The 19,692-nt window shown below is 42.8% G+C and carries 21 protein-coding genes and 1 tRNA gene; 8 read left to right on the top strand and 14 right to left on the bottom strand.

What is annotated here, in order from left to right:
* Positions 1 to 124 precede the first annotated feature (124 nt).
* Both Q0C29_RS01410 and Q0C29_RS01405 read right to left on the bottom strand, forming a co-directional pair.
* Positions 125 to 913, bottom strand: a complete 789-nt coding sequence (locus Q0C29_RS01410; RefSeq protein ID WP_291998873.1) for a GNAT family N-acetyltransferase — start codon at positions 911 to 913, stop codon at positions 125 to 127.
* A gap of 595 nt (positions 914 to 1,508) precedes the next feature.
* A complete protein-coding gene (locus Q0C29_RS01405) occupies positions 1,509 to 2,549 on the bottom strand; it encodes a histone deacetylase family protein (protein WP_291998872.1) in 1,041 nt (346 codons plus the stop codon).
* Positions 2,550 to 2,970: 421 nt separating this feature from the next.
* Here Q0C29_RS01405 and Q0C29_RS01400 point away from each other — a divergent pair, with 421 nt between their 5' ends.
* From Q0C29_RS01400 to Q0C29_RS01385, 4 genes are all read left to right on the top strand, one after another.
* Entirely contained in the window at positions 2,971 to 3,387 is a 417-nt protein-coding gene (locus Q0C29_RS01400) for a hypothetical protein (protein WP_291998871.1), read from the top strand.
* A gap of 38 nt (positions 3,388 to 3,425) precedes the next feature.
* On the top strand, positions 3,426 to 4,205 hold the full coding sequence (locus tag Q0C29_RS01395; RefSeq protein WP_291998870.1) for a hypothetical protein: 780 nt from the start codon (positions 3,426 to 3,428) through the stop codon (positions 4,203 to 4,205).
* A gap of 73 nt (positions 4,206 to 4,278) precedes the next feature.
* Entirely contained in the window at positions 4,279 to 5,400 is a 1,122-nt protein-coding gene (locus tag Q0C29_RS01390) for an MFS transporter (RefSeq protein WP_291998869.1), read from the top strand.
* Between the two features lie 51 nt (positions 5,401 to 5,451).
* Positions 5,452 to 5,979, top strand: coding sequence for a THUMP domain-containing protein (locus Q0C29_RS01385; RefSeq protein ID WP_291998906.1), 528 nt, complete (start codon positions 5,452 to 5,454; stop codon positions 5,977 to 5,979).
* Between the two features lie 6 nt (positions 5,980 to 5,985).
* Here the strand turns inward: Q0C29_RS01385 and Q0C29_RS01380 are convergent, their stop codons facing one another.
* The 4 genes from Q0C29_RS01380 to Q0C29_RS01365 form a co-directional block, all read right to left on the bottom strand.
* Positions 5,986 to 6,345, bottom strand: a complete 360-nt coding sequence (locus Q0C29_RS01380; RefSeq protein ID WP_291998868.1) for a 50S ribosomal protein L21e — start codon at positions 6,343 to 6,345, stop codon at positions 5,986 to 5,988.
* Positions 6,346 to 6,400: 55 nt separating this feature from the next.
* Positions 6,401 to 6,820 carry a hypothetical protein gene (locus tag Q0C29_RS01375; protein WP_291998867.1) on the bottom strand — a complete coding sequence of 140 codons (420 nt, stop codon included), beginning with the start codon at positions 6,818 to 6,820 and terminating at the stop codon, positions 6,401 to 6,403.
* A gap of 119 nt (positions 6,821 to 6,939) precedes the next feature.
* Complete coding sequence (locus tag Q0C29_RS01370) at positions 6,940 to 7,146, bottom strand: ribbon-helix-helix domain-containing protein (RefSeq protein ID WP_291998866.1); 207 nt, start codon at positions 7,144 to 7,146, stop codon at positions 6,940 to 6,942.
* 113 nt (positions 7,147 to 7,259) lie between these two features.
* A complete protein-coding gene (locus Q0C29_RS01365) occupies positions 7,260 to 7,808 on the bottom strand; it encodes a thioredoxin domain-containing protein (RefSeq protein WP_291998865.1) in 549 nt (182 codons plus the stop codon).
* A 104-nt stretch (positions 7,809 to 7,912) separates the two neighbouring features.
* Here Q0C29_RS01365 and Q0C29_RS01360 point away from each other — a divergent pair, with 104 nt between their 5' ends.
* Positions 7,913 to 8,320, top strand: a complete 408-nt coding sequence (locus Q0C29_RS01360) for a hypothetical protein (protein ID WP_291998864.1) — start codon at positions 7,913 to 7,915, stop codon at positions 8,318 to 8,320.
* A 39-nt stretch (positions 8,321 to 8,359) separates the two neighbouring features.
* Here Q0C29_RS01360 and Q0C29_RS01355 read toward each other — a convergent pair whose 3' ends face one another.
* From Q0C29_RS01355 to Q0C29_RS01335, 5 genes are all read right to left on the bottom strand, one after another.
* The gene (locus tag Q0C29_RS01355; RefSeq protein WP_291998863.1) at positions 8,360 to 8,878 is read right to left on the bottom strand and encodes a CopG family transcriptional regulator; all 519 of its coding nucleotides are present in this window, start codon (positions 8,876 to 8,878) and stop codon (positions 8,360 to 8,362) included.
* Between the two features lie 47 nt (positions 8,879 to 8,925).
* A complete protein-coding gene (gene leuS, locus Q0C29_RS01350; RefSeq protein WP_291998862.1) occupies positions 8,926 to 11,877 on the bottom strand; it encodes a leucine--tRNA ligase in 2,952 nt (983 codons plus the stop codon).
* Positions 11,878 to 12,028: 151 nt separating this feature from the next.
* Positions 12,029 to 12,388: a nucleotidyltransferase domain-containing protein gene (locus Q0C29_RS01345; RefSeq protein WP_291998861.1), complete on the bottom strand. Its 360-nt coding sequence runs from the start codon at positions 12,386 to 12,388 to the stop codon at positions 12,029 to 12,031.
* Positions 12,364 to 12,735 (bottom strand): HEPN domain-containing protein, encoded by a 372-nt coding sequence (locus Q0C29_RS01340; protein WP_291998860.1) that lies wholly within the window; start codon positions 12,733 to 12,735, stop codon positions 12,364 to 12,366. The genes Q0C29_RS01345 and Q0C29_RS01340 overlap by 25 nt, the downstream gene beginning before the upstream one ends.
* Positions 12,736 to 12,867: 132 nt before the next feature.
* Positions 12,868 to 12,989, bottom strand: a tRNA-Thr gene (locus tag Q0C29_RS01335).
* A gap of 127 nt (positions 12,990 to 13,116) precedes the next feature.
* Here Q0C29_RS01335 and Q0C29_RS01330 point away from each other — a divergent pair.
* Positions 13,117 to 14,499 (top strand): nucleotide sugar dehydrogenase, encoded by a 1,383-nt coding sequence (locus Q0C29_RS01330; RefSeq protein WP_291998859.1) that lies wholly within the window; start codon positions 13,117 to 13,119, stop codon positions 14,497 to 14,499.
* A gap of 80 nt (positions 14,500 to 14,579) precedes the next feature.
* On the opposite strand, the gene Q0C29_RS01325 is transcribed toward Q0C29_RS01330, so the two are convergent.
* Complete coding sequence (locus tag Q0C29_RS01325; protein ID WP_291998858.1) at positions 14,580 to 15,497, bottom strand: glycosyltransferase; 918 nt, start codon at positions 15,495 to 15,497, stop codon at positions 14,580 to 14,582.
* Between the two features lie 54 nt (positions 15,498 to 15,551).
* Positions 15,552 to 16,217, bottom strand: coding sequence for a 6-hydroxymethylpterin diphosphokinase MptE-like protein (locus Q0C29_RS01320; RefSeq protein WP_291998857.1), 666 nt, complete (start codon positions 16,215 to 16,217; stop codon positions 15,552 to 15,554).
* Positions 16,218 to 16,297: 80 nt separating this feature from the next.
* Here Q0C29_RS01320 and Q0C29_RS01315 point away from each other — a divergent pair, with 80 nt between their 5' ends.
* Both Q0C29_RS01315 and Q0C29_RS01310 read left to right on the top strand, forming a co-directional pair.
* Positions 16,298 to 17,737, top strand: a complete 1,440-nt coding sequence (locus tag Q0C29_RS01315; RefSeq protein WP_291998856.1) for an MFS transporter — start codon at positions 16,298 to 16,300, stop codon at positions 17,735 to 17,737.
* An 83-nt stretch (positions 17,738 to 17,820) separates the two neighbouring features.
* Complete coding sequence (locus Q0C29_RS01310) at positions 17,821 to 18,804, top strand: bifunctional phosphoglucose/phosphomannose isomerase (RefSeq protein ID WP_291998855.1); 984 nt, start codon at positions 17,821 to 17,823, stop codon at positions 18,802 to 18,804.
* Here Q0C29_RS01310 and Q0C29_RS01305 read toward each other — a convergent pair.
* On the bottom strand, positions 18,796 to 19,689 hold the full coding sequence (locus Q0C29_RS01305) for an inorganic phosphate transporter (RefSeq protein ID WP_291998854.1): 894 nt from the start codon (positions 19,687 to 19,689) through the stop codon (positions 18,796 to 18,798). The two genes, Q0C29_RS01310 and Q0C29_RS01305, sit on opposite strands and share 9 nt — an antisense overlap.
* Positions 19,690 to 19,692 lie beyond the last annotated feature (3 nt).

Genomic DNA, 19,692 nt, shown 5'->3' with positions numbered 1-19,692 from the left:
TTATCACCATGTAGGCCATCATACAGTTTATCCATTGCCTTAGTTAATTATAGGTGGGTGAGGGCACTTAAGATAGTGCACACTTTAATATCGGTAAGAATCCCATTATCCTCAAGCGAGAACATTAAGGGTAATTAAAACCACTAGTCTCTTTTATAAGTAGGAATTCTTGAACAGCATGGAAGCCTATTTCTCTGTAAGCTCTTAAAGCCGGTTCATTATTCTCATCAACATGAAGCATTGCCATAGCTCCACTTCTTAGGGCATCCTTAACTATTGCTGACACAACAGACTTAGCTAATCCCATATTCCTGTATTCAGGTAATGTAGTAACGTCACCAATAACCCATAATTCAGGTAACTTAATATACGTACCCCCCACCGACACCAACTTATTGTTAATGAATGCTCCATAGTAATGCCAGTGAGGTGATGTAAGTCTTGCCTTAGCCTCAGCCTTATCAACATTAATAATCTTAACGAACTCATCCACATCCTGTAATCCAAGCCTCCTAACACTATGCCTAGTGTACTCCTTAAATGTGAAATCATTACATATCATTGTAAGAAGCCTTGAAACATAAGCACCCCCACCAGCAGCGTTTAATTTCTCAATAAGGCTCATGGTTATGTCTGGTTTAGTCAATGCATGTACTACTATGTTTCCAGCATCCTTAATATCGATCGGTATCTCCCTCACATTACCAAACACGTGCATTGATGATACGTAACCCCTCCAGAAGAGTACGTAACCTGTTATCCTACTTCCACTTAGGTTAAGGTAAAGCTCAGTGTATTCGGGGTAATACAATATATCATACATTAAGTACACGTACTGAACAGGGTTCTCTAAGTAATGCCTCTTTAATATACTCAGTAGACTCCTATTAAGAGCATTGAATAAGCTAAGCATGTTGAACCACTGAATCCCCTTGATCTATAAATAATTAATTACGCCTAAGAACCAGTCTTCACCGTAACTAATAGTTTCCCTTCCCCACCCCGTCTGCAACGCGTTTGCGTGACTGTTCGTTGTTTTTAATTGCTTCTAGTCCTCTTAATGCTATTAAGTAATTACAAAGCTTATAAACTTTACTTACAAATTTTAATTGGAGGGTGCCACTGTGAAGCCTGTGAGCAGTTGCGAGGTGGAGGAGGGCACCCAATGAAACCCCCGCGTCCTCGAGGGGAGTTAGTCCCGTAGACGGCACGGGGAGGAAGAAGGAGTAATGAGGCCGAGCGACTAATAGTCACGAAAAGTGACTATTAGCCACAATGAAGGCCGAACTCTATGGCACTAGCTCCCTTTAGGGGTATGGGTTTTCATTGGGTGCCTTCCTCAAGGCCTACTCGCAAACTTCATAGTGACCTTCCAATTAAGCATCAATCGCAAAGCTCATAAGTTTTGTTAATGCAGTATCAACTTAGCACTAAAAGGACTTAGAAGCAATCAAAAACAATGAATAGTGGGGTGAAAATGATACAGACAACCAAATGACTCAGAGCCGTCAGTAATACTGAGGGAAAAATGCCCTATGCTGCTCAATCATTTTATTGAAATATTTAGCAATCTCCCCATTAGTCTTTGTATAGTATTCAATATTAACTTGATCAATACCATTACTGACCATAGCTAGGGCTCTTGAACCTTGCCTAATAACATCAGTATTGTAACCACCCTCTAGAACGTAAACTGAACCTTCAGTAACCCCCTCCTCAATGAGTCTCCTAATCATGAGGAATGCCTCAATGTAACTGTTTAAGCTAAGGTTGAGGTTAGTTAATGGGTCTAGGAAGTGCGAATCAAACCCTAATGATACAACTATATAACTTGGCTTGTATTGCCTCAAGGCATTTTCAATAGGCTTCAAGACAACCTTAAACAAGTCATCACCTGTCATTGGTGGTAATGGTATGTTCATGTTGAAACCCTCCCCATCACCTACCCCAACTTCATTAACGTAGCCAGTACCTGGGTAAAGGGTTCTTGGATCCTGGTGAGTGCTAATGTAGAAGACCTTAGATGTACTATAGAATATTTCTTGGGTACCATTACCATGATGAGCATCAATGTCTAGTACAGCAACCCTGGAAGCCCCACTCTTAAGTAATAAGCTACTGATTATTGCCGCATTATTAAGCACGCAGAATCCTTGAGTCGGAGCTAGAAGTGCCCTACCTCTAAAACCTACATGATGACCAGGGGGCCTTAGAGGTAAGTAGATATGCCTTACTCCTGACTTAAGAAGGTTAACTGCAGTGGCTAGGGCATTGATACTGGAAGTTAAGGCATCACAAGTACCCCTAGATACGTAAGTGTCTGGGTCAAGCCTTCCCCCAATTGCACATAATGATGTAACGTACTCAACATAATGATACTCATGAACAAGCTCAGCCGTTTCAATTAAATCAACATTAACCGTAGGCCTAATAATCTTAGCTAATTCACCCACACCGCTTAATGCGCTTAACACTCTATTAGGAGACTCAGGATGATCCGCAGGCGTCTCATGCCTTAAGTAACCTTCATCATACACTGTTACCAGCATTAACCGTAGTCACTTTAGGAGGTAAATATAAGGCTTTAGGGTGAAACCAAGGTATTTTACAGTAGCCTCAGTCATGTTCCGTTTGTCCCTGCACCTTTATTCCGTTATTCACGGTCAAGTGTAGGGACTTGGCCCTCGGCCACATGCTCATTCTGATCACGTGTGGGTCATGAGGCCCGGTTGAGACCAACGGCATGAGCCTCCCATCTCTGCACTTGTACCAACCTTCGGAGCATCGCTTCCATCGAGTCGATACACCCTAGATCCCTGCAATGGAATATAAAAACATTTCCATTAACATGAAAAAGGATTCAGCCCTTTAACCTGATTCATTATTAATAAGCGTTAAGGATTAAACGCTATGAAATAAGGGAGATTCGATAAAAAGTAGTTTACTGCAGTGCAAATAGGGGTGAATTACTTGGGCAGGTTAAGAATCGAGGTTAATAGGCTGCTTCAAAGTGAAGTAGATGACATTGATGGGGTTATGGCAATAGCTCTATTAAGTACTAATGGTTTAACTCTCGGCTTCGTAAAGAGGGGTGACTTAAACATAGGTGATGTTGACTTATCATTATTTTTAACATTGATGAGGGACGTAATTAACCGTATTAAGAGAACTAAACCGGATAGTTGGTTCACAAATTTTAAGTATAAGGTAATCACTATTAATGGTGATCAGTACTCAATAGTTGTAATTAATAATAATGACTTAAACATTGTTGCAATCTTCGAGAACTCTGTCGATGTTAACATACTCATGTATAGGTTAACTAGCGACCTGGAGCTATTAAGAAAACTGCTTTCAGAATCACTAAACCGAATAAGCCCCAGTTAGCGGCATTAATTTTTATTTAGGCTCACTGACCCAGTACTATGACTGAATCCTACAGGAGCATATTGGAGGAGATGATTAGCGATAAGGTTCACGGTGCTTCATGGTACTTCCTTAAGTTAGCTGATTTAATTGAAGCTGGGCATAGGGAAGGTATTGACACTGAGTCAATTATCCGAGATATTAGAATGATTAGGTCAGGCATGGCTCCACTTGAGAACATTGCAGAGTTACTTAGCCAACTGGAGCCTAGTAGATTAGCCAAGGCTATTAGGGCTTATTGGAGAAATGCTGAGGAGAGAATCAAATTCAATTCCCTAGCGCTTAAGAGCAGTATTAAGAGTATAGTCACTGTGAGTTACTCATCAAATGTGAGACTACTTGCTGAGGCCATAGGGGCTAGAGTGATTGCTCTAGAATCTAATCCTGGTGGGGAAGGTAAAATATGGGGTAGTCACAATGGTTTAGTGGTTCCTGACCTAACCATGACCTACTTCATAAGTAATGCTGATGCCGTAGTCATGGGCTGTGATGGATTGTATGAGGGCACTATAGTTAATAAAATGGGTTCCCTACCCTTGGCCTTAACAGCAAGGCACCTAGGCAAGCCAGTGATAGTGGTTTTCGAATCCTTTAAGGCACGTAAATCTAGGCCCGTGAATATTCATAGAATCAGCATTAATGGTTTAGACATCCCACTCTTTGATGAAGTACCGTTAAGTCTAATTGACATAGCGGTAACAGACGTGGGCTTATTCAAGAGCATTAATGTGGAGTACATAGTACGAGCCTTCACCGAAGCAATAATTAAATACACTTAATCCTCATAATCCTGAAGAACAGGGCCCTCGGTAGTGGGAAAATTTTAAATAAGACAGCGAATTGCACCATCTCATGAATAAGGCATTAACATTACTGGTGATCCTAATACCATTCCTAATGTCATCCTACTCCGTCTTCTCAATAGTATACTTCCTTAGGGTAATTGCCGATGAATTCAAGGTACCATTACCCATTGTCTCAGGAGTTATCACAGCATCATTCATTGGAGGCTCTATTGGTGGTTTAGTAATAGGAGCAATATCGGATGCGTATGGTAGGCGAATTGGCATATTAGCGTCAGTTATCTTATTCTCTATCTTCACTATAATTGCTGGTTACGCAAGTAATCTTATTGAGCTTTACATTATCTGGTTCATGGTTGGGTTTGGTGTTAACGCTGAAAACGGCATTAGCTACGCTGTTGTTGCTGAGAATTGGAGTAAAGGTAGGGGGCTCATGGGTGGGTTCATGCAGGGATTATACTTTGTAGGGTTAGTTTTAGGTTCATTAACAGCCGTGTTAACGGGTAATTGGACTAAGATGGCGTTAACGACTGGTTTAGTGAGCATGATTGTGTCAATCCCCTCCGCATTACTTATACCTGAAACAATTAGGAGGAGATCCATTAGGAATATTAGTTATAGTAACCTATTTAAGGGGAGATACCTTAAGATAACACTATGGGGCACTGTACTCGTTGCCTCAGCCTTCCTCTATACAATACCACTAGTTAGCTTGGCCCCAACATACATGCATGCGTTAAATGCCCCCGGCTCAATGGTAATACTGCTTCCAGTACTAGGCATTGCATCATTCATGTTAGCTGGATTACTATCGGATAAATACGGTAGGGGTATTGTTGAGGTAGCTATGGGGGCATTGGCTTCGGTAACTGGCCTATTAACCATGGTACTAGCCCTACTTCATTACCCCGGTATCCTAATAACCCTAATATCACTAGACTATTTCTCAACAGGGATCTTCGCCTATCTAGGGGTTTGGTTAAGTGAACTTTACCCCACTGAAGTTAGGGCAACTGGTTCAAACTTCACCTTTACGTTAGGTAGGATACTTGGGGGCTTTGGTCCTCTCATTGTTACGTTAATTTCAAGTAACCTAGGGTTCAGCATGGGTGTTGTTTTAGCAACCTGTGGCGTGTTGGTGTCATTATCAGCGTTAAGACTCATGACTTAACGTATTTGAAAATGCATTTAAACTAGGTTAGTGAAGTCAAGTTGAGTAGTGATGTCTTTTAATCTAGTGGTGTCAACCGGAAGGGGTGTTGAGGGTAAGTGTATTGCGGAGTTAAAGAGAGTTGGTGAGTTACTTTCCGTTAACGTTAGGACATTCTTCACGGGTTTTGATGGATTACTGACAGGTAAGGTTGATATGGATCCAGTGGGTTTTAGTAATAGCCTAAGGGAGTTGGTTACCAGTAATGCCTTTGTACCGAGGTTTATACTTAAGGTTGTGCCCATTCAAGAGGTTGTTAGGACTGATGTGAATGAGATAGTGAATAAGGCTGTTCAAATGGGCAACTCAATGATTGCTGAGGGGGAGACTTATAAAATAGAGGTTAGGAGGAGGGGTGTCCTCTTTGATAGAATGACTATAATAGATAAGGCAGCACCGCAAATAATGAGGAAGGTTAAATTAGAGAACCCTGATAAGGTAATTCAAATAGAGGTGTTTCCATCAAAGACAGGCATAGCGGTAATAAGGGAGGATGACGTGTTCAGCCTGCTTAAAGTAACAGTAAGTAGTCAACGTTAAGGTCATTTAATTAGTCTCACTTTGGACAATTGATTTAACCGACGCCCTCTCCTTAAGGAAATCCTCAAGGTTAAGTGGCTTAACATGCTCAGGTGTTGTTATTATAATCCTCCTCTCACCCATGAAGTTAACCTCCAGTACAAGAGCCTTCCCCCTCCAGCCAATTAAGGTTCCAACCCTACCCTGATACCTCTTGTGGGGTGCAGTACTTATGTAGACTGGGTCAATGTCTATGACTAATTTATCACCCACCCTGTAGTACCTTGCAAGAAGCCATTTAAATAATCCAGGCCTACCCTTCTCCCTAGGCGACTTCGAAAGCAGCTTCCTAGACTTAAACCTATAGCCATGTGTTCTGGCAACCATTGCTGCAATGCCTACTGAAGGTTTTTAAATTTATAGTGAAGTGAGGCAGGTTAGGTTAAATAGCCGTTGGAGGCCCCTTCTGCTGCGACTGTTGGGGTTGAGCCATGGCTGGTAATGGTATTGTTGGAGGAATACCCAATTCCCTTGCAACTAGCCCCGCCTCAAAGACCGCGTATTGAGTTATTATGGCCTGAATCTCAGGTGGCACATTACCACTCTTTAATTGTCCCGATATCCTCTTAACATCATCACTAGTGGCTTGTATTGTTAACAAACCCCTTATAGTTATGCCTATTGACGGTGGCATTGAGGACACTGTTATAGTGAACGGTACATTAACCAACTCCTCCATCACCTCCGGTGGTCCATTAACCTGAATGTTCATTGCCATTTGAAGTTGAGCACCAGGTGGCGGTGGTGCTGTAACCTCCCCATGTATGTAAAGGAACCTTACTCCAATACCCTTGTAAACCACTATTAAGTTTATTGAGGCATATATTTAAACATTCCGTATCCAATTATTAACCATTAGTTATTTTCATTAACCAGTAAACACACTAGGTTATAGTCATCCTGATTGTTTAAAACGCTCACTCACCTACCGCTCATTAGCATTCCACTACTCTGCTCCACTCCCCTAGCCCTCTCCCTGAGGAGGAGGTCCCTTATGGCTACTCTAATGGCTTCACTCCTGGATGGGAATACTCCACTTCTAACTAATTCATCAAGCTCCTCAAGCATCTGTCGCGGGATGTGAACCGATATTAACACCATCTTCTCCTCAGACTTAGTCTTAGGCATAATTTTATTTTAAGCGAGCCCTTTATAAATATCTCCCTCGTATTCAGCCATGTAATCCACGAGTATATTAAGTGAAATCTCAGTCTTAATGTTCAGCACCGCATACAGTATTATTAGAATTCGAATATGACTTCCCTTATCAGGTTCATTACTGAGTCTGGCCCATCATAGCCGAATAAAGCAACCCCAGTATCCCTATCATATCTGCCAGCCATGATTGTTGGTGTACCTGGCACCTTTATTCCCTTAGCTATCTTCTTACATTCATTAACTGCCTGAAGTTCACTGGCTGCTTCTGCATCACTCACCTCCTCTATATCCTTAACTAACACACCCTTCTCAACCATATTACTGTAAATATTGTTAAGTACCTTAAGGAACTCCCCTGGGTTTTTCTTAAACAGTACCCTTACCTTAGCATGAAGCTTCTCAACCCTATGAACTGGGTAATCCACGAATATTATATCTATGATGCCTTTTTGATTCAATTGAGTTAAGTAATCCATTAAATCCAGCTCCAATAATGCACACCCAGGGCAATGTAGGTCGTAGAATATTGCCACAAATCCCTTAGCATTACCATTAGCCTTAATCTTAAGTGCATACTTATCCACCTTACTTAGGAAATCATCCACATTACTGATAACCCACCTATCCCCCATAGTTAAGTGGGTGTGGGGGTGGTGCTTAATAATCTTACTTACCGCTGAAGTTTTGCTAATTTATTAAACGACACGCTTAAATGAATGTTAGGGTAATAATCATTATGGGTATCATTGATGATATTAATGATGTGATTAGGCTGCTTGAAGCCTATAGGAGTAAGTGTAGTGGCCCATGTGTTGAGGTTAATAAGGCCATTGATGAATTAAGAGGCATAGTTAATGATGTTGGCGTTATGTTGGACTTCATTTCAAGAACGTTCACCGAATCCCAGAGGCTACTTGCGCAATACTTCACAACTAGGGTTAACGTTGAGTCAAGCTTACTGAAGGTGATCATGAATGGTGGTAATGATGAATACTTAGATGACTTAGTTAAGAAACTCAACACATCCCCTGATCAAGTAATTAAGATACTTGAGATCCTTAAGGCAAGCGGTCTGGTTGATTATACGCTTAAATATGATAATAACATTAGGGTACTTATAAGGAGAAAGGGTGTTATTGGTTAAGCGCATGTTATCAATAATTATGGCGTAGTGTCCTAGGAGCTAATCTAAAAGTAGCTGAACCTCATTTAGGAGTACCTTTAGTCTTGAGTACTCGTCCTCAAGCCCATACTTTAACGCTAAGGCTATTGCCTCAGCCAAATCTCTCCTAATCTTCCTAGCATAATTATTATTCCCAGTCACCCTAATTAAACCTCTTTTATACTTATCAATGAATTCATAAGCCTCCTCAACCTTATCCTCAATTTTAATCTTAGCCAACTCCCGTTCCGCATTATCAACCCCCCTCACGGTTTTATTAACATTAATGTTAACGTACATTGGTGGGGTAAGTATCTTCGGTTCAGGCTTAGCGACATTAAGCTTACTGAGGAGGAATGATGCTATTATGTGTCTAACAAGCTCAGATACACCATCAAGCCCCTCCTCCTTAGCTATGCGTGTTAACGCATCCTTAACTAACCTATGTACCCTTATTGAAACCACAGCACCATCCTTATCCGGCGCACTGAATAAAACCTCATAACTTAACTCCTGTATATTCCTAGTCTCCTCCCTCACGGGTTATTAGTCTTCACTTATTTAAATCACCTTATTAGGTAATTTAATTAATATATATTAGTGTATGCGGGTTCAACATGAATAGCTGGTCTACCCGGTAACGATAACCTAGCCCTATTAGCAGGATCATTAATAGGCGCCACTGCATCCTGTATAGTTACCTTAATGCCTAGTCTCCTCTCAATGTATGACTTGAAACTATGCATTACGCTCATCTCCATATCCCTAGATAATTTAAACCTAGGTAACTTACCGTCAGCAATATCATTAACTATCCTAGCAACCACATCACCTTTACCCTTATACTTACTGGCCAGGTTCCTTATTATGTCCCTAACAGCAACCCCCCTATCCATCATTTCAATAGCTTCATTGAAAATATCGTAAACATAGTCAGGGGGACCAACGTAAACATTCACGATGCCAACCTGCCCCTTAACCCTAGTGACCTCCCTAACATCATCTATGAGCCTCTCAACGACCTTAAAGGCGTTCTCCACATCATCATTAATGTACTGCTGCTCCACTGTAGGCCATTTCTCAGCGGATAAGTATGATGACTTGCCCATATTATGCCAAATCTCCTCAGCCATGTGTGGTGTAATCGGCTGCATCATCCTAACCCACGCATCAAGAACCCTCCATAGGGTGTACCTTACTTCATCCCTAGGTAACTCATCCATAAGGGTCATGTATATCCTCACCGCATCATACAGGTTGAAGAACACCATTAATGCAAACTGCCTTATCCTCATTTCCTCAAGAGCCTTGGCGCCTTCAGTAATAGTCCTGTTTAAGACACTTAACAACCACCTAGTAGGTATTGTTGGGTTACTGGGTTCCTTAGCTTCCCCACCCATGCTTACTATAACCTGCGCAGTGTTCCAAATGTCCATTAGCCTACTGAGTACTGTATCAACCTCGTCGCTTCTCCAATCCATAACATTATCTAAGTCCGCTGAGTAGGAGACGTATAGTCTTATTAAATCTGGTGAGTACTGCCTAATTGACTCCTTAAGGTAAATAACATTACCAAGGGATTTACTCATCCTCCTTCCTTCCCTAATTACATAATTATTTAATGATATTGACCTAGGCCAATGCTTCTCAGGGAATATTGCCGCATGGTGTGCTATGAAGAAGCTTAAATGATTTGATATTAAATCTATGCCACTATGCCTCTGGTCAACTGGGTACCAGTACTCGAACTCAGCCCTAATGGCCTCAATTACACTCCTATCCACACCTAGAGACCTAGCTATGGATTCAGGGTCGCCTTGACCTAGGAACACGTAATCATAGAAGCTCACTAGCTTATTTAGGGCAATTGAATCCTCAGCTTTAGTCTCAATAACCCTCTTAGCTAATTCACCCAGCTTCACTGCTAACCCAGTTTCATTAAGCCGGTGGGCTATTGTGTAGAAGGCCATGTAGATCGTTGAGTCACTTAGTGATTCAATTACCCAGTCAGGGTCCCATGGCATTCTAGTGCCTAAACCCCTCTTTCTGGCGCAGGGCCTCATACCTAACCAGTCTAAGGTTGCCTTGAAGTTCTGCCTATACTCCTCCGGTATTATTTTCATGTTATCAAGGGCCTTAATCATTAGGCCTTTCCAAGTTGGGTCACTGAAGTTTAGGAACCATTGATCCTTGATTACGGCTACAATAACCCTCGAACCACCCCTAGTGTACACCTTCCTAGGTTCAATCTCATACATTATGTCTAATAATCCCTTACCCCTCAACTCCTCAATCACCTTAACCCTAGCATCATTAACCTTAACGCCATTAAAGGGCGTGTTCTCACTCATTACACCATTATAATACTCCTCCCTATACACAATATTGGTCGCTTCATCCAACTTCTCCCTATCATCCTGGTTCTTAACCTTCAACTTCTCAACAACATCCCTAGCCGGGTACTTGCTGAACCCAGGTAACTTAATAATGCTTATTGGTTCAATTACCTTAACAATCTCCTCAATATTATACCTCCTGAGTAACTCACCATTACTCTTCAGGTCCATTAAGGCTACGTAATCGTAGGGTGCGTGCGCTGGAACACTGTAAACAACCCCAGTGGCCGTGTCATCATCAACAAAGAAAGCTGGCAGGACAGGTAACTTAACCCCTATGGGGCTTTCAACAAACTTACCTACAAGTTCACTGCCCTTGAACTCCCTCACTACCTTAACATCCTTATCCTGGTACTGGAGTTTCCATGCGGCTATCTTTGAAATGATCCACCTTTCCTCATTAATAATGGCCTCAACATATGTTGAGTCCGGGTTAATCCAAACATTGGTTGCCCCATATATTGTCTCAGGTCTTAAAGTTGCGGCCACTAAATATGAATCATTTAACTTAAATTTAAGTAGGTTAAACTGCAGTATATCTATCTTTAACTCATCCCCACCTCTAATATCGTGCTCACCCACTGCCTGATTCTCATCAGGAGCATAGAGGACTTGGTGACGACCCCTCACTAAGTAGCCCTTAGAGGCTAATTTAACGTACTGCCAAATTATGAAGGAGCTGTAATGTGGGTCACCTGTCATGAACATTCTCCTGAAGTCCATTGAATAACCTATCGCCTTAAAATCATCAATGAACTTATCCTTGAAGAAGTTAACGATATTCCAGGGATCCTTAAACCCACTGACAATCTCACTTGCCTTAACGGGATCATTAACGTACATCTCAACCTCCCTCCTCAACCTATTCTCATACTCGGCATCACCCTTACTTAACCTATCCGCAACAGCCTGTATGGGTGTACCAGTTATGTGGAACGCTATTGGGAACAACACGTTGTAACCCATCATTCTCTTGAACCTAGCAACAACATCACCTATTGTGAATGTTCTACCATGCCCTATGTGGGGTGGTCCCTCTATGTAGGGGTAAGGTACTGTGATGAAGAATTTAGGCCTTGAGTTATCTGGGTTAGCGTTGAATATACCGCTACTATACCATTCCATCTGCCATTTCTCAGCCATCTTCGTAAGCTCCTTTACGAATTCCTCCTTACTTGAGAAGAAACCGCATCAAGCACCATAATTCAAGTAAGTATTTAAGCTTTACACCACTCATTATCTCTACGTAAATTAAGCCGAATCCCAGTGAAGACACCCATTCATGCGGCTCTCATTAAACGGTAGCATTATATTCCTTTAGTAGGTCAATTAATCTAACAGCCTCCCGCTTTAATTCACTCACCCAGACTGAAGCCTCCTCATCCCACTCATCCTTAGTGTATATGAAGAATTCAACGCGAGGCTCAAGAAGATCCTTAAGAAGCAGCCTCCTCTCCAGTTGATTCAACCCCTTAACATCATTACTTATTATCACAAGGTCTATATCACTGACATCAGTATAATCTCCCCTAGCCCTTGAACCAACCACGTAAACATCAATTATGCTTAACCTGGACTTAACCTTACTTATAAACCCCCAGGCTCTCTTAAGCATTATAACCTGGCTTTCTAATGCAGATTTTGCCTTACCCATTCAATCACCCTCCTGGCCCTCTCTAAAGCCTCCTTGGCCCTTGCCTCAGTATACACTTCATAAGGTAATCCATTGGCTGCATCAGGATAAAGGGCTATCGTATAATGTGCCGTTAATTCCCTTAAATCATCAATCACCTGCGACACATCAATGTGAAGTTCATCTCTTATAGTGTAACTAAGCTCTATAAGGTCATGAGTCTTAAGTACCTTACCTCTACTGATCAATAACGCCTTCAAAGCCTTCTCTGCTGCCTGCTGTGCCCAGAATGCGCATGCATAGTAGTCCCCCCTGAACCTAAAGCGTTCCCTACAGTCTTCAAATCCCTTATGGCTTGCGCAAACCATTTATGATACTCCACGTGGATTAATACTAGGGTTCACTGAAATAAGTGTTTCCTCATTAGTAATAGCCTACATTACTCATTCAACACCATCTTTAAGCTGACACAAAATGGCTTGAGGCATGCCTAGTATTAGAGCCCCGGCCGGGATTCGAACCCGGGACCTCCCGCTTGCTCAGTGTTTGCTTACGAGGCATGCGCGGGGAGTGGGGTTACCCTCATCCCCTGGGCGCTCCAACCAGGCTGAGCTACCGGGGCCTGTCAGCATTCAGCATGGTATTGTTTTTATGCTTTACTGAAATGTCCTCTATACAATGTTTGAGCCTAGGTGTACGGTGGCCTTTTCCTAGCCAAAATTAATAAGCCCTAGGGTTAACGGTGAATTATGGGTAACCTTAACCTAATGTTAATGAGCAGTGAGGAGCTGATTAATGCCTTGAGGAATGGCTCATTAACAGTATCAGTCTACGGCATGGGTTACGTTGGTACAGCTATTGCTGCCGTGTGGCTTAGGGCTGGGGCTAGGGTTATTGGTGTTGATGTTGATGCGGAGAAGATTAAGAAGCTTGACGCATGTGAACTTAGGCTAAGTGATAGGCAGGTTGAGGAGGAGTTGAGGAGGCTTAGGGATAGGATAAGTTACACTACTAATGGTGTTGAGGCGTCAAGGTTAAGTAACGTAAAGATAATCACTGTCCCAGTTTACTTAAGTAAGGATAAGAAGCCTGTCTTCGACTCCTTTAAGGCATCAATAGAGAACGTGGCTAAGGGGCTTAAGGCAGGTGACTTAGTGATAATAGAGTCCTCAGTCCCACCGGGTACTACAATGGATGTTGCCTTACCCATACTTGAGAGGGTGAGTGGTTTAAAGGTTGAGAAGGATTATGCGCTGGCTTATTCACCTGAACGCATATACGTTGGTAGGGCTATAGCTGATATTGAGGAGCGTTACCCTAAGGTGATTGGTGGCGTTGGACCCATTAGCAGTAGAGTGGCATCTACGCTATATGGCGCCATAGCTAAGAAGGGCACCTTAGTGTTATCTAACCCAACGGCTGCCGAGTTCGAGAAGCTTGCCGAGGGAGCTTATAGAGATGTTAATATAGCCTTAGCCAATGAACTTGCTCAATTAGCTAGGTTACTTGGGTTAGACTTCGATGAAATTAGGGAGGCAGCCAATAGTCAACCCTACTCTAATCTTCATAAGCCTGGCCCTGGGGTTGGTGGATCATGCATACCAGTTTACCCCTACTTCCTAATGTATGCAGCTGAGAAGATTGGCTTCAACATGAGGCTCACTCAAACGGCTAGGGGAATTAATGAGTATGCGCCTGCTTATGTGGCTGAGTTGATTAGGATTGCCGCAAATGAACTGGGGGTTAGTAGACCTAAGGTGGCTGTACTGGGCTTAGCCTTTAGGGGTAATGTTGATGACACTAGGCTTAGCCCATCCTACGATATAATTAATTACCTGAGGAACACAATGAACGTTATTGTCCACGACCCTTATGTTAAATTCGATAAGACCCTTGAGGAGTGGGGAGTTAGGTTAACTAACAGTATTGAGGATGCGTTAAAGGGAGCTAACGTAGTGGTAATAGCAACTGACCATAGTGATTACGGTGAGTTAACACTGACTAGGATAATTCAATTAACAGGCCTAAGTAGGATTGCTATAGTGGACTCAAGGCATATGATTAAGGATTGGAGAAGCCCACCGCCTGGTGTCATTTACATGGCTGTGGGTAGACCAACCGTAAAACAATGATAACCTTAACTAAGGCGATAAAATAAACAGGAATCAACTATCCTTAATCTTAAGCCGCATAATGAGGATTAGGGTATTAATCATACTGGCGTACACTCAGTCTCCCTCTTAGTGAATAATCTAATAAGCCTATACTCCATTCTCTTAATCATTAATGTGGTTAATGAGATCAAGATCCCAAGTAGGCCTGTGGTGTCTAGTTGAAAGGCTATGATACCCCATATGAAGTGGTTAACATGATTAACAATTAACTGCGATGCCACATATACTGTTAACACTATCCCTGGAACCACGAGTAGGCTTGCTAGTAATGCAAGTATGAGTAGGGGGTTAAACCTTGCCATTAGCCTAATTATGTCTATACCTATGCTTATGCCATGAGTCCACCTTAATTTAGGATCCCCAATTCTCTTACGGTACTTAACGGGAACTTCGCCAATCTTACCCATGGATGCAACCTGTGATGCAATATCAACCTCTACGCTGAATCCCCTGGTTGAGGGTATTATGGCCTTAGCCATACTTGTCCTTAGTAGGTACATGCCTGTTAATACATCTGATAGGGTTGTTCCAAACATTACGTTAAACAATGATGTAAGTATCCTGTTACCGAATCTATTAATTAATGGAATATTCTCCCTACCCCAAGTCCTTGCTCCAAGCACTTCATCTAAGTCATCATTAATTGCCTTAGTTACCATTGGTCGGATGTAAGACGGATCGTAAGTACCATCGCCATCAATTATTAAGACATACGGCTTCTTAACCAGTCTTAAACCATAATACACTGCGTCAGCCTTCCCATCCCCCGGCTGCTCAATGACTAGTGCACCGTATTTCCTCGCAACGTTAACAGTGTTATCAGTGGAGTGACCATCAACAACTATTACATCATTGAACCCTAGTTCGCTTAGCTCCTTTAACGTGAATTCAAGCCCCTTCTCCTCATTCTTTGCTGGAATAACTACAGTGATGCATTCTGATAAATCCCTATGCACCTGGATTAAATGCCTCACGATTTATAAGTTATTAGGATTCTCTAGGCATTACCATTAGTACTTACTAATGCTAATGTTAGTTAACCTACTTGCCCTACCAATGAAATACTCCGCTAGCTTAAGCTTAGTCTTCTTAACTTCATCACTCCTCTTAATTTGCGCATCAGGATTGAACCCCCTTACTATAATTTGCCGTGAACCCATGTAGGTAGCTAGGTAGACCGCCCTATCCCCGTCGGTGAAGCCTGGTATTAAAATTGAACAGTTACTGGGCCAAACTTGAACACTTGGTATTAATCTAGACACATGCTTCGCATACTTGATGTAAGCGTCTAGGTTATCGCCATGGGCATGCCCAATAACGATACCATTAAATCCCATTACATTATCTGGTTCATAGTCAAAGTCGGTAACCACTATATCAGGGACCACACCATCGCCTAATAGTTTACGTAGTGTAAAACCCTCAACAGCTATTATTAATCCACGTGGATTAGGGTTACCTGTGTAAGGAGGCATGTAGATTGTTACCGTCTCCCAGTTCAATGACCATAATTGATCCGGGTCACTACTGCAGTAATCACCCGCTAACTCCGCTGCCTTTGCGTCATTACTGAAGTTTAAGCCTAAGCCACTCATTGCCCTAATGTAAACTGCCCTGGATAATTTGAACTCAAGAGGATCTAGCACTATGCTTCTCCTCAAACTTAATGCACCCACTGGACTCACACGCCTTAATTATTTATTGGTTTTTGCTTAAGTGGAATGGTTTATAAAGGGCTTACCGATATCGCTGCATTATGCTAATCAGCAACGCTGAGTATGATCTTAAGTACGCCTACAGGGCAATGATCATACTTGCTGCATTAGCGGTAATAGTAATGTACGTGGAAGGCATGTTAATACCATCATTAACGGAGATAGAGAGGGAGTTTGGGGTGACATCAAGCCAAGTGAGCTGGGTACTCTCAGCATACTTACTCTCTGGTACAGTTCTACTGCCAATAGTTGGTAGACTTGGTGACATTTACGGTAAGAAGAAGGTGCTTTCAGCGGTGGTTATAATATATGCTGTGGCAGTCACATTAACCAGCGTATCGCCTAGTTTCACATACCTAATAGCCTTCAGGGGTATTCAAGGTATTGGAGTAACCATGTTTGCGTTAGCCTTCAGCCTAATTAGGGAGGAGTTCCCAAGGGAATTAATACCCAGGGCGCAGGGTCTAGTGAGTGCGGCCTTTGGTATTGGTGCTGCAGTGGCGTTACCTCTGGGTGCGTACATAAGCCAGTACTTTGGCTGGAGGACAACATACCACACTGCCATACCCTTTGTACTACTTGTAGCGTACCTAATAGTGACCAGGATAAGGGAGTCAAGGTACAGAAACCCTAGTGCTAAGGTTGATTTACCTGGCGCTATAGTTCTTGGGGCTGGGTTAGGCCTAGTGGTCTATGGGTTAACTGAGGCACCCATATGGGGTTGGACTAACCCAGATACAATAGTAACCTTCCTGGTGGCTCTCCTATTCATAGGGATATTCATAACTATAGAGAGGGGTAGGGAGCAACCGTTGATTAACTTATCATTATTAGCTAGGAGGAATGTATTAATCGCTAATTTAGCGGCAATGGTTGCTGGCTTCGGTCTCTTCCTATTTGAGCAAAGCCTAATAATACTTCTTGAGGAACCTAAGCCTGTTGGCTTTAACCTATCAATCTTCGACACTGGCCTATACGCAATACCCATGGCTGTGGCTCAGTTAATAGTAGCGCCAGTGGCAGGTATCTTAATAACTAGGATAGGCGCTAAGAGAATGCTCATGACTGGGGCTGGATTAGCCGCATTGTTTAGCCTAATAACGGCAGCAGTGGCTCCCTTGGGTTTACCGGCATTAATAACATCAACAACATTAGCCATGGCTGGGGTAGCAGCAATGAACGTGTCCCTCATAAACATACTAGTGTTCTCGGTGGAACCACAGGTAATGGGGGTTTCAACAGCCATGAACTCAGTATTCAGAAACCTAGGCGGCACCCTTGGCCCCGCTGTGGCTGGTTCACTGGAGTCAACGTTCACATCACTGGTGCTTATGGGTATACTGCCGGGGGATAAAGTACCACTCTTAGTCACAGTACCATCAATGTACGCATTCCAAGTTGGTGCAGTAATCTCGGCATTAACCGTAGTGATAATAGGCATACTGGCGTACTTCTCAGTGGAGGTCATAACATGGAAGTGAACCCTTACTTAGGTTGTTTTCAAGGTAAATAACGGTAATGATGTGACTTAAAGCATTTAAATCAAGTAAACTGGAGGTTTATAATGCTGTACGGTTATGAGGATTGGCCTAAGTTATCGCTGGAGTCCTTTAAACTGGGTAAGGAATTAAACCCAAGATCCCTTAGGGTTGGGTCAATTAGGTATGATTTCGAGCCAACTAGCGTAGTCATTACTGGAATGGGTGGATCCGGCATAGTGGGTGATATTGTAAGGGACTCCCTGTGGAGCTACAACATTATTGTACACAAGGATTTCAACATACCTAAATGGGTTGACTCAAGGTCACTCGTGATTGCTGTAAGCTACTCCGGTGAAACCCTGGAAACAATATGCGGTGCATTAGATGCATTGAAGAGAGGAATACCAGTAGTGGGCGTTACTACTGGCGGTAGATTGGCCTCAGAACTTGAGGGTAGGGGTGCCCCTGTGGTTAAGGTTCCTAAAGCCATAGCCCCCAGGTTTGGGTTACCTAACCTCCTATATGCAGTGCTTGGGGTGTTGAGCCATTACTTAAGTATACCTGAAATTGACGAGAGCATTAAGATCCAGGAAGACGCGTTGAAGAGTGAGTTACCAGGTAGGTTAGCTTCCTTCATAAGGGGGCATGTTCCCATGATCTTCGTACCCCTTGGGCTGCAGGCTGTGGCGTATAGGTTTAAGAATGACCTTAATGAGAACGCTAAGACCCCTGCCGTGGTTGCTGTTGTGCCTGAGGCTGACCATAATGACATAGTTGCAGTAATGCTCAAGCACCCTGTTAAGTACATTATAATAAGGGGGAGGACTGATGATGTTCATGATTACTTAATGAGGGCTGTGGAGGAGGTTGTGAGGAGTTACTCAAGTGATGTTGAGGTTATTGAATTAAAGGGCTCGAGTAGACTCAGCCAAGAGGTTTATGGTTCAATGCTCCTTGGCTTAGTTAGCATTAAGTTAGCTGAACTATACGGCATTGACCCCGTTAGGACAGACCCAATAAATACGCTTAAGGAGAAGATAAAGGGTATTAGTTGCCCATCAAATTAACCTAACAACCAATAATGCCCCGGTGAAGGCTATTATCATTGTTGATGCGTAACCTATTAGGATTAACCTAAGGTACTGCGTGTTAATGATCCTCATGCCCCTAGCCATGGATATGCCTAGGAGTGAACCAACTGTACAGAGCGTAAGGGAGATTGGGATTGCGAATACTGTACTTAACTCAAGGGCCGTGAAGGATAATAACTGAGTCACACTACTCGACACTGGGGGTGGTGTAAACATGCCTCTACTGAATTGACCGAGCGTTCTTCTACCGGTTGCAACCACACCTAGGGTTGAGGCGAAGATTACCCCAACCAGGCCAACTCTACTGAAGCTAAGCATACTCCACACTAGGCCGAGATTATTAGCACCGAAGGAGAAGCCCACTAGAAACACTGTTAGAATCATGATTAACCTATATAGGGAGAGCCTCCTAATGGGGTTTGATGCAGCTGTTAACCTAACTAATGATGGGTACAGTAGGTAGGCTGCCAGGGCTAGTAATATGGGTATTATGAACCATGAAGACAGTACTATCGGAAAATTAACAGGTAGTAATCCATCCTTATAAAGCACTAGGGCTGACCACGACATGTAGAGTGAGTTAGTTATTGACATTGGTATTCTAGCCGCCTCACCAATTGTGAACACCAGGACCCCAATTAGGGAAAGTATTAGTAAACCCTCTGGTGCTACACCATAGCCTCTCATTTCACTTCCCTGGGCCAGTAAGCCCACTATGTATCCAGCTAGGGCAATCATCATCGCTACCCCAGGTCTAAGCAATCTACTGCCCACTGCCATTCCGGCCACTAGGGATAAGTTATTGGATGATACTAGGAAGGTTAAAGCTAGTATTAGGGCTAAGGCAACCTCAGTTATCATTAA

Origin of the sequence: Caldivirga sp. (assembly GCF_023256255.1) — an archaeon.
Classification (GTDB): domain Archaea; phylum Thermoproteota; class Thermoprotei; order Thermoproteales; family Thermocladiaceae; genus Caldivirga.
This window is presented reverse-complemented; position numbering and strand designations above follow the sequence as displayed.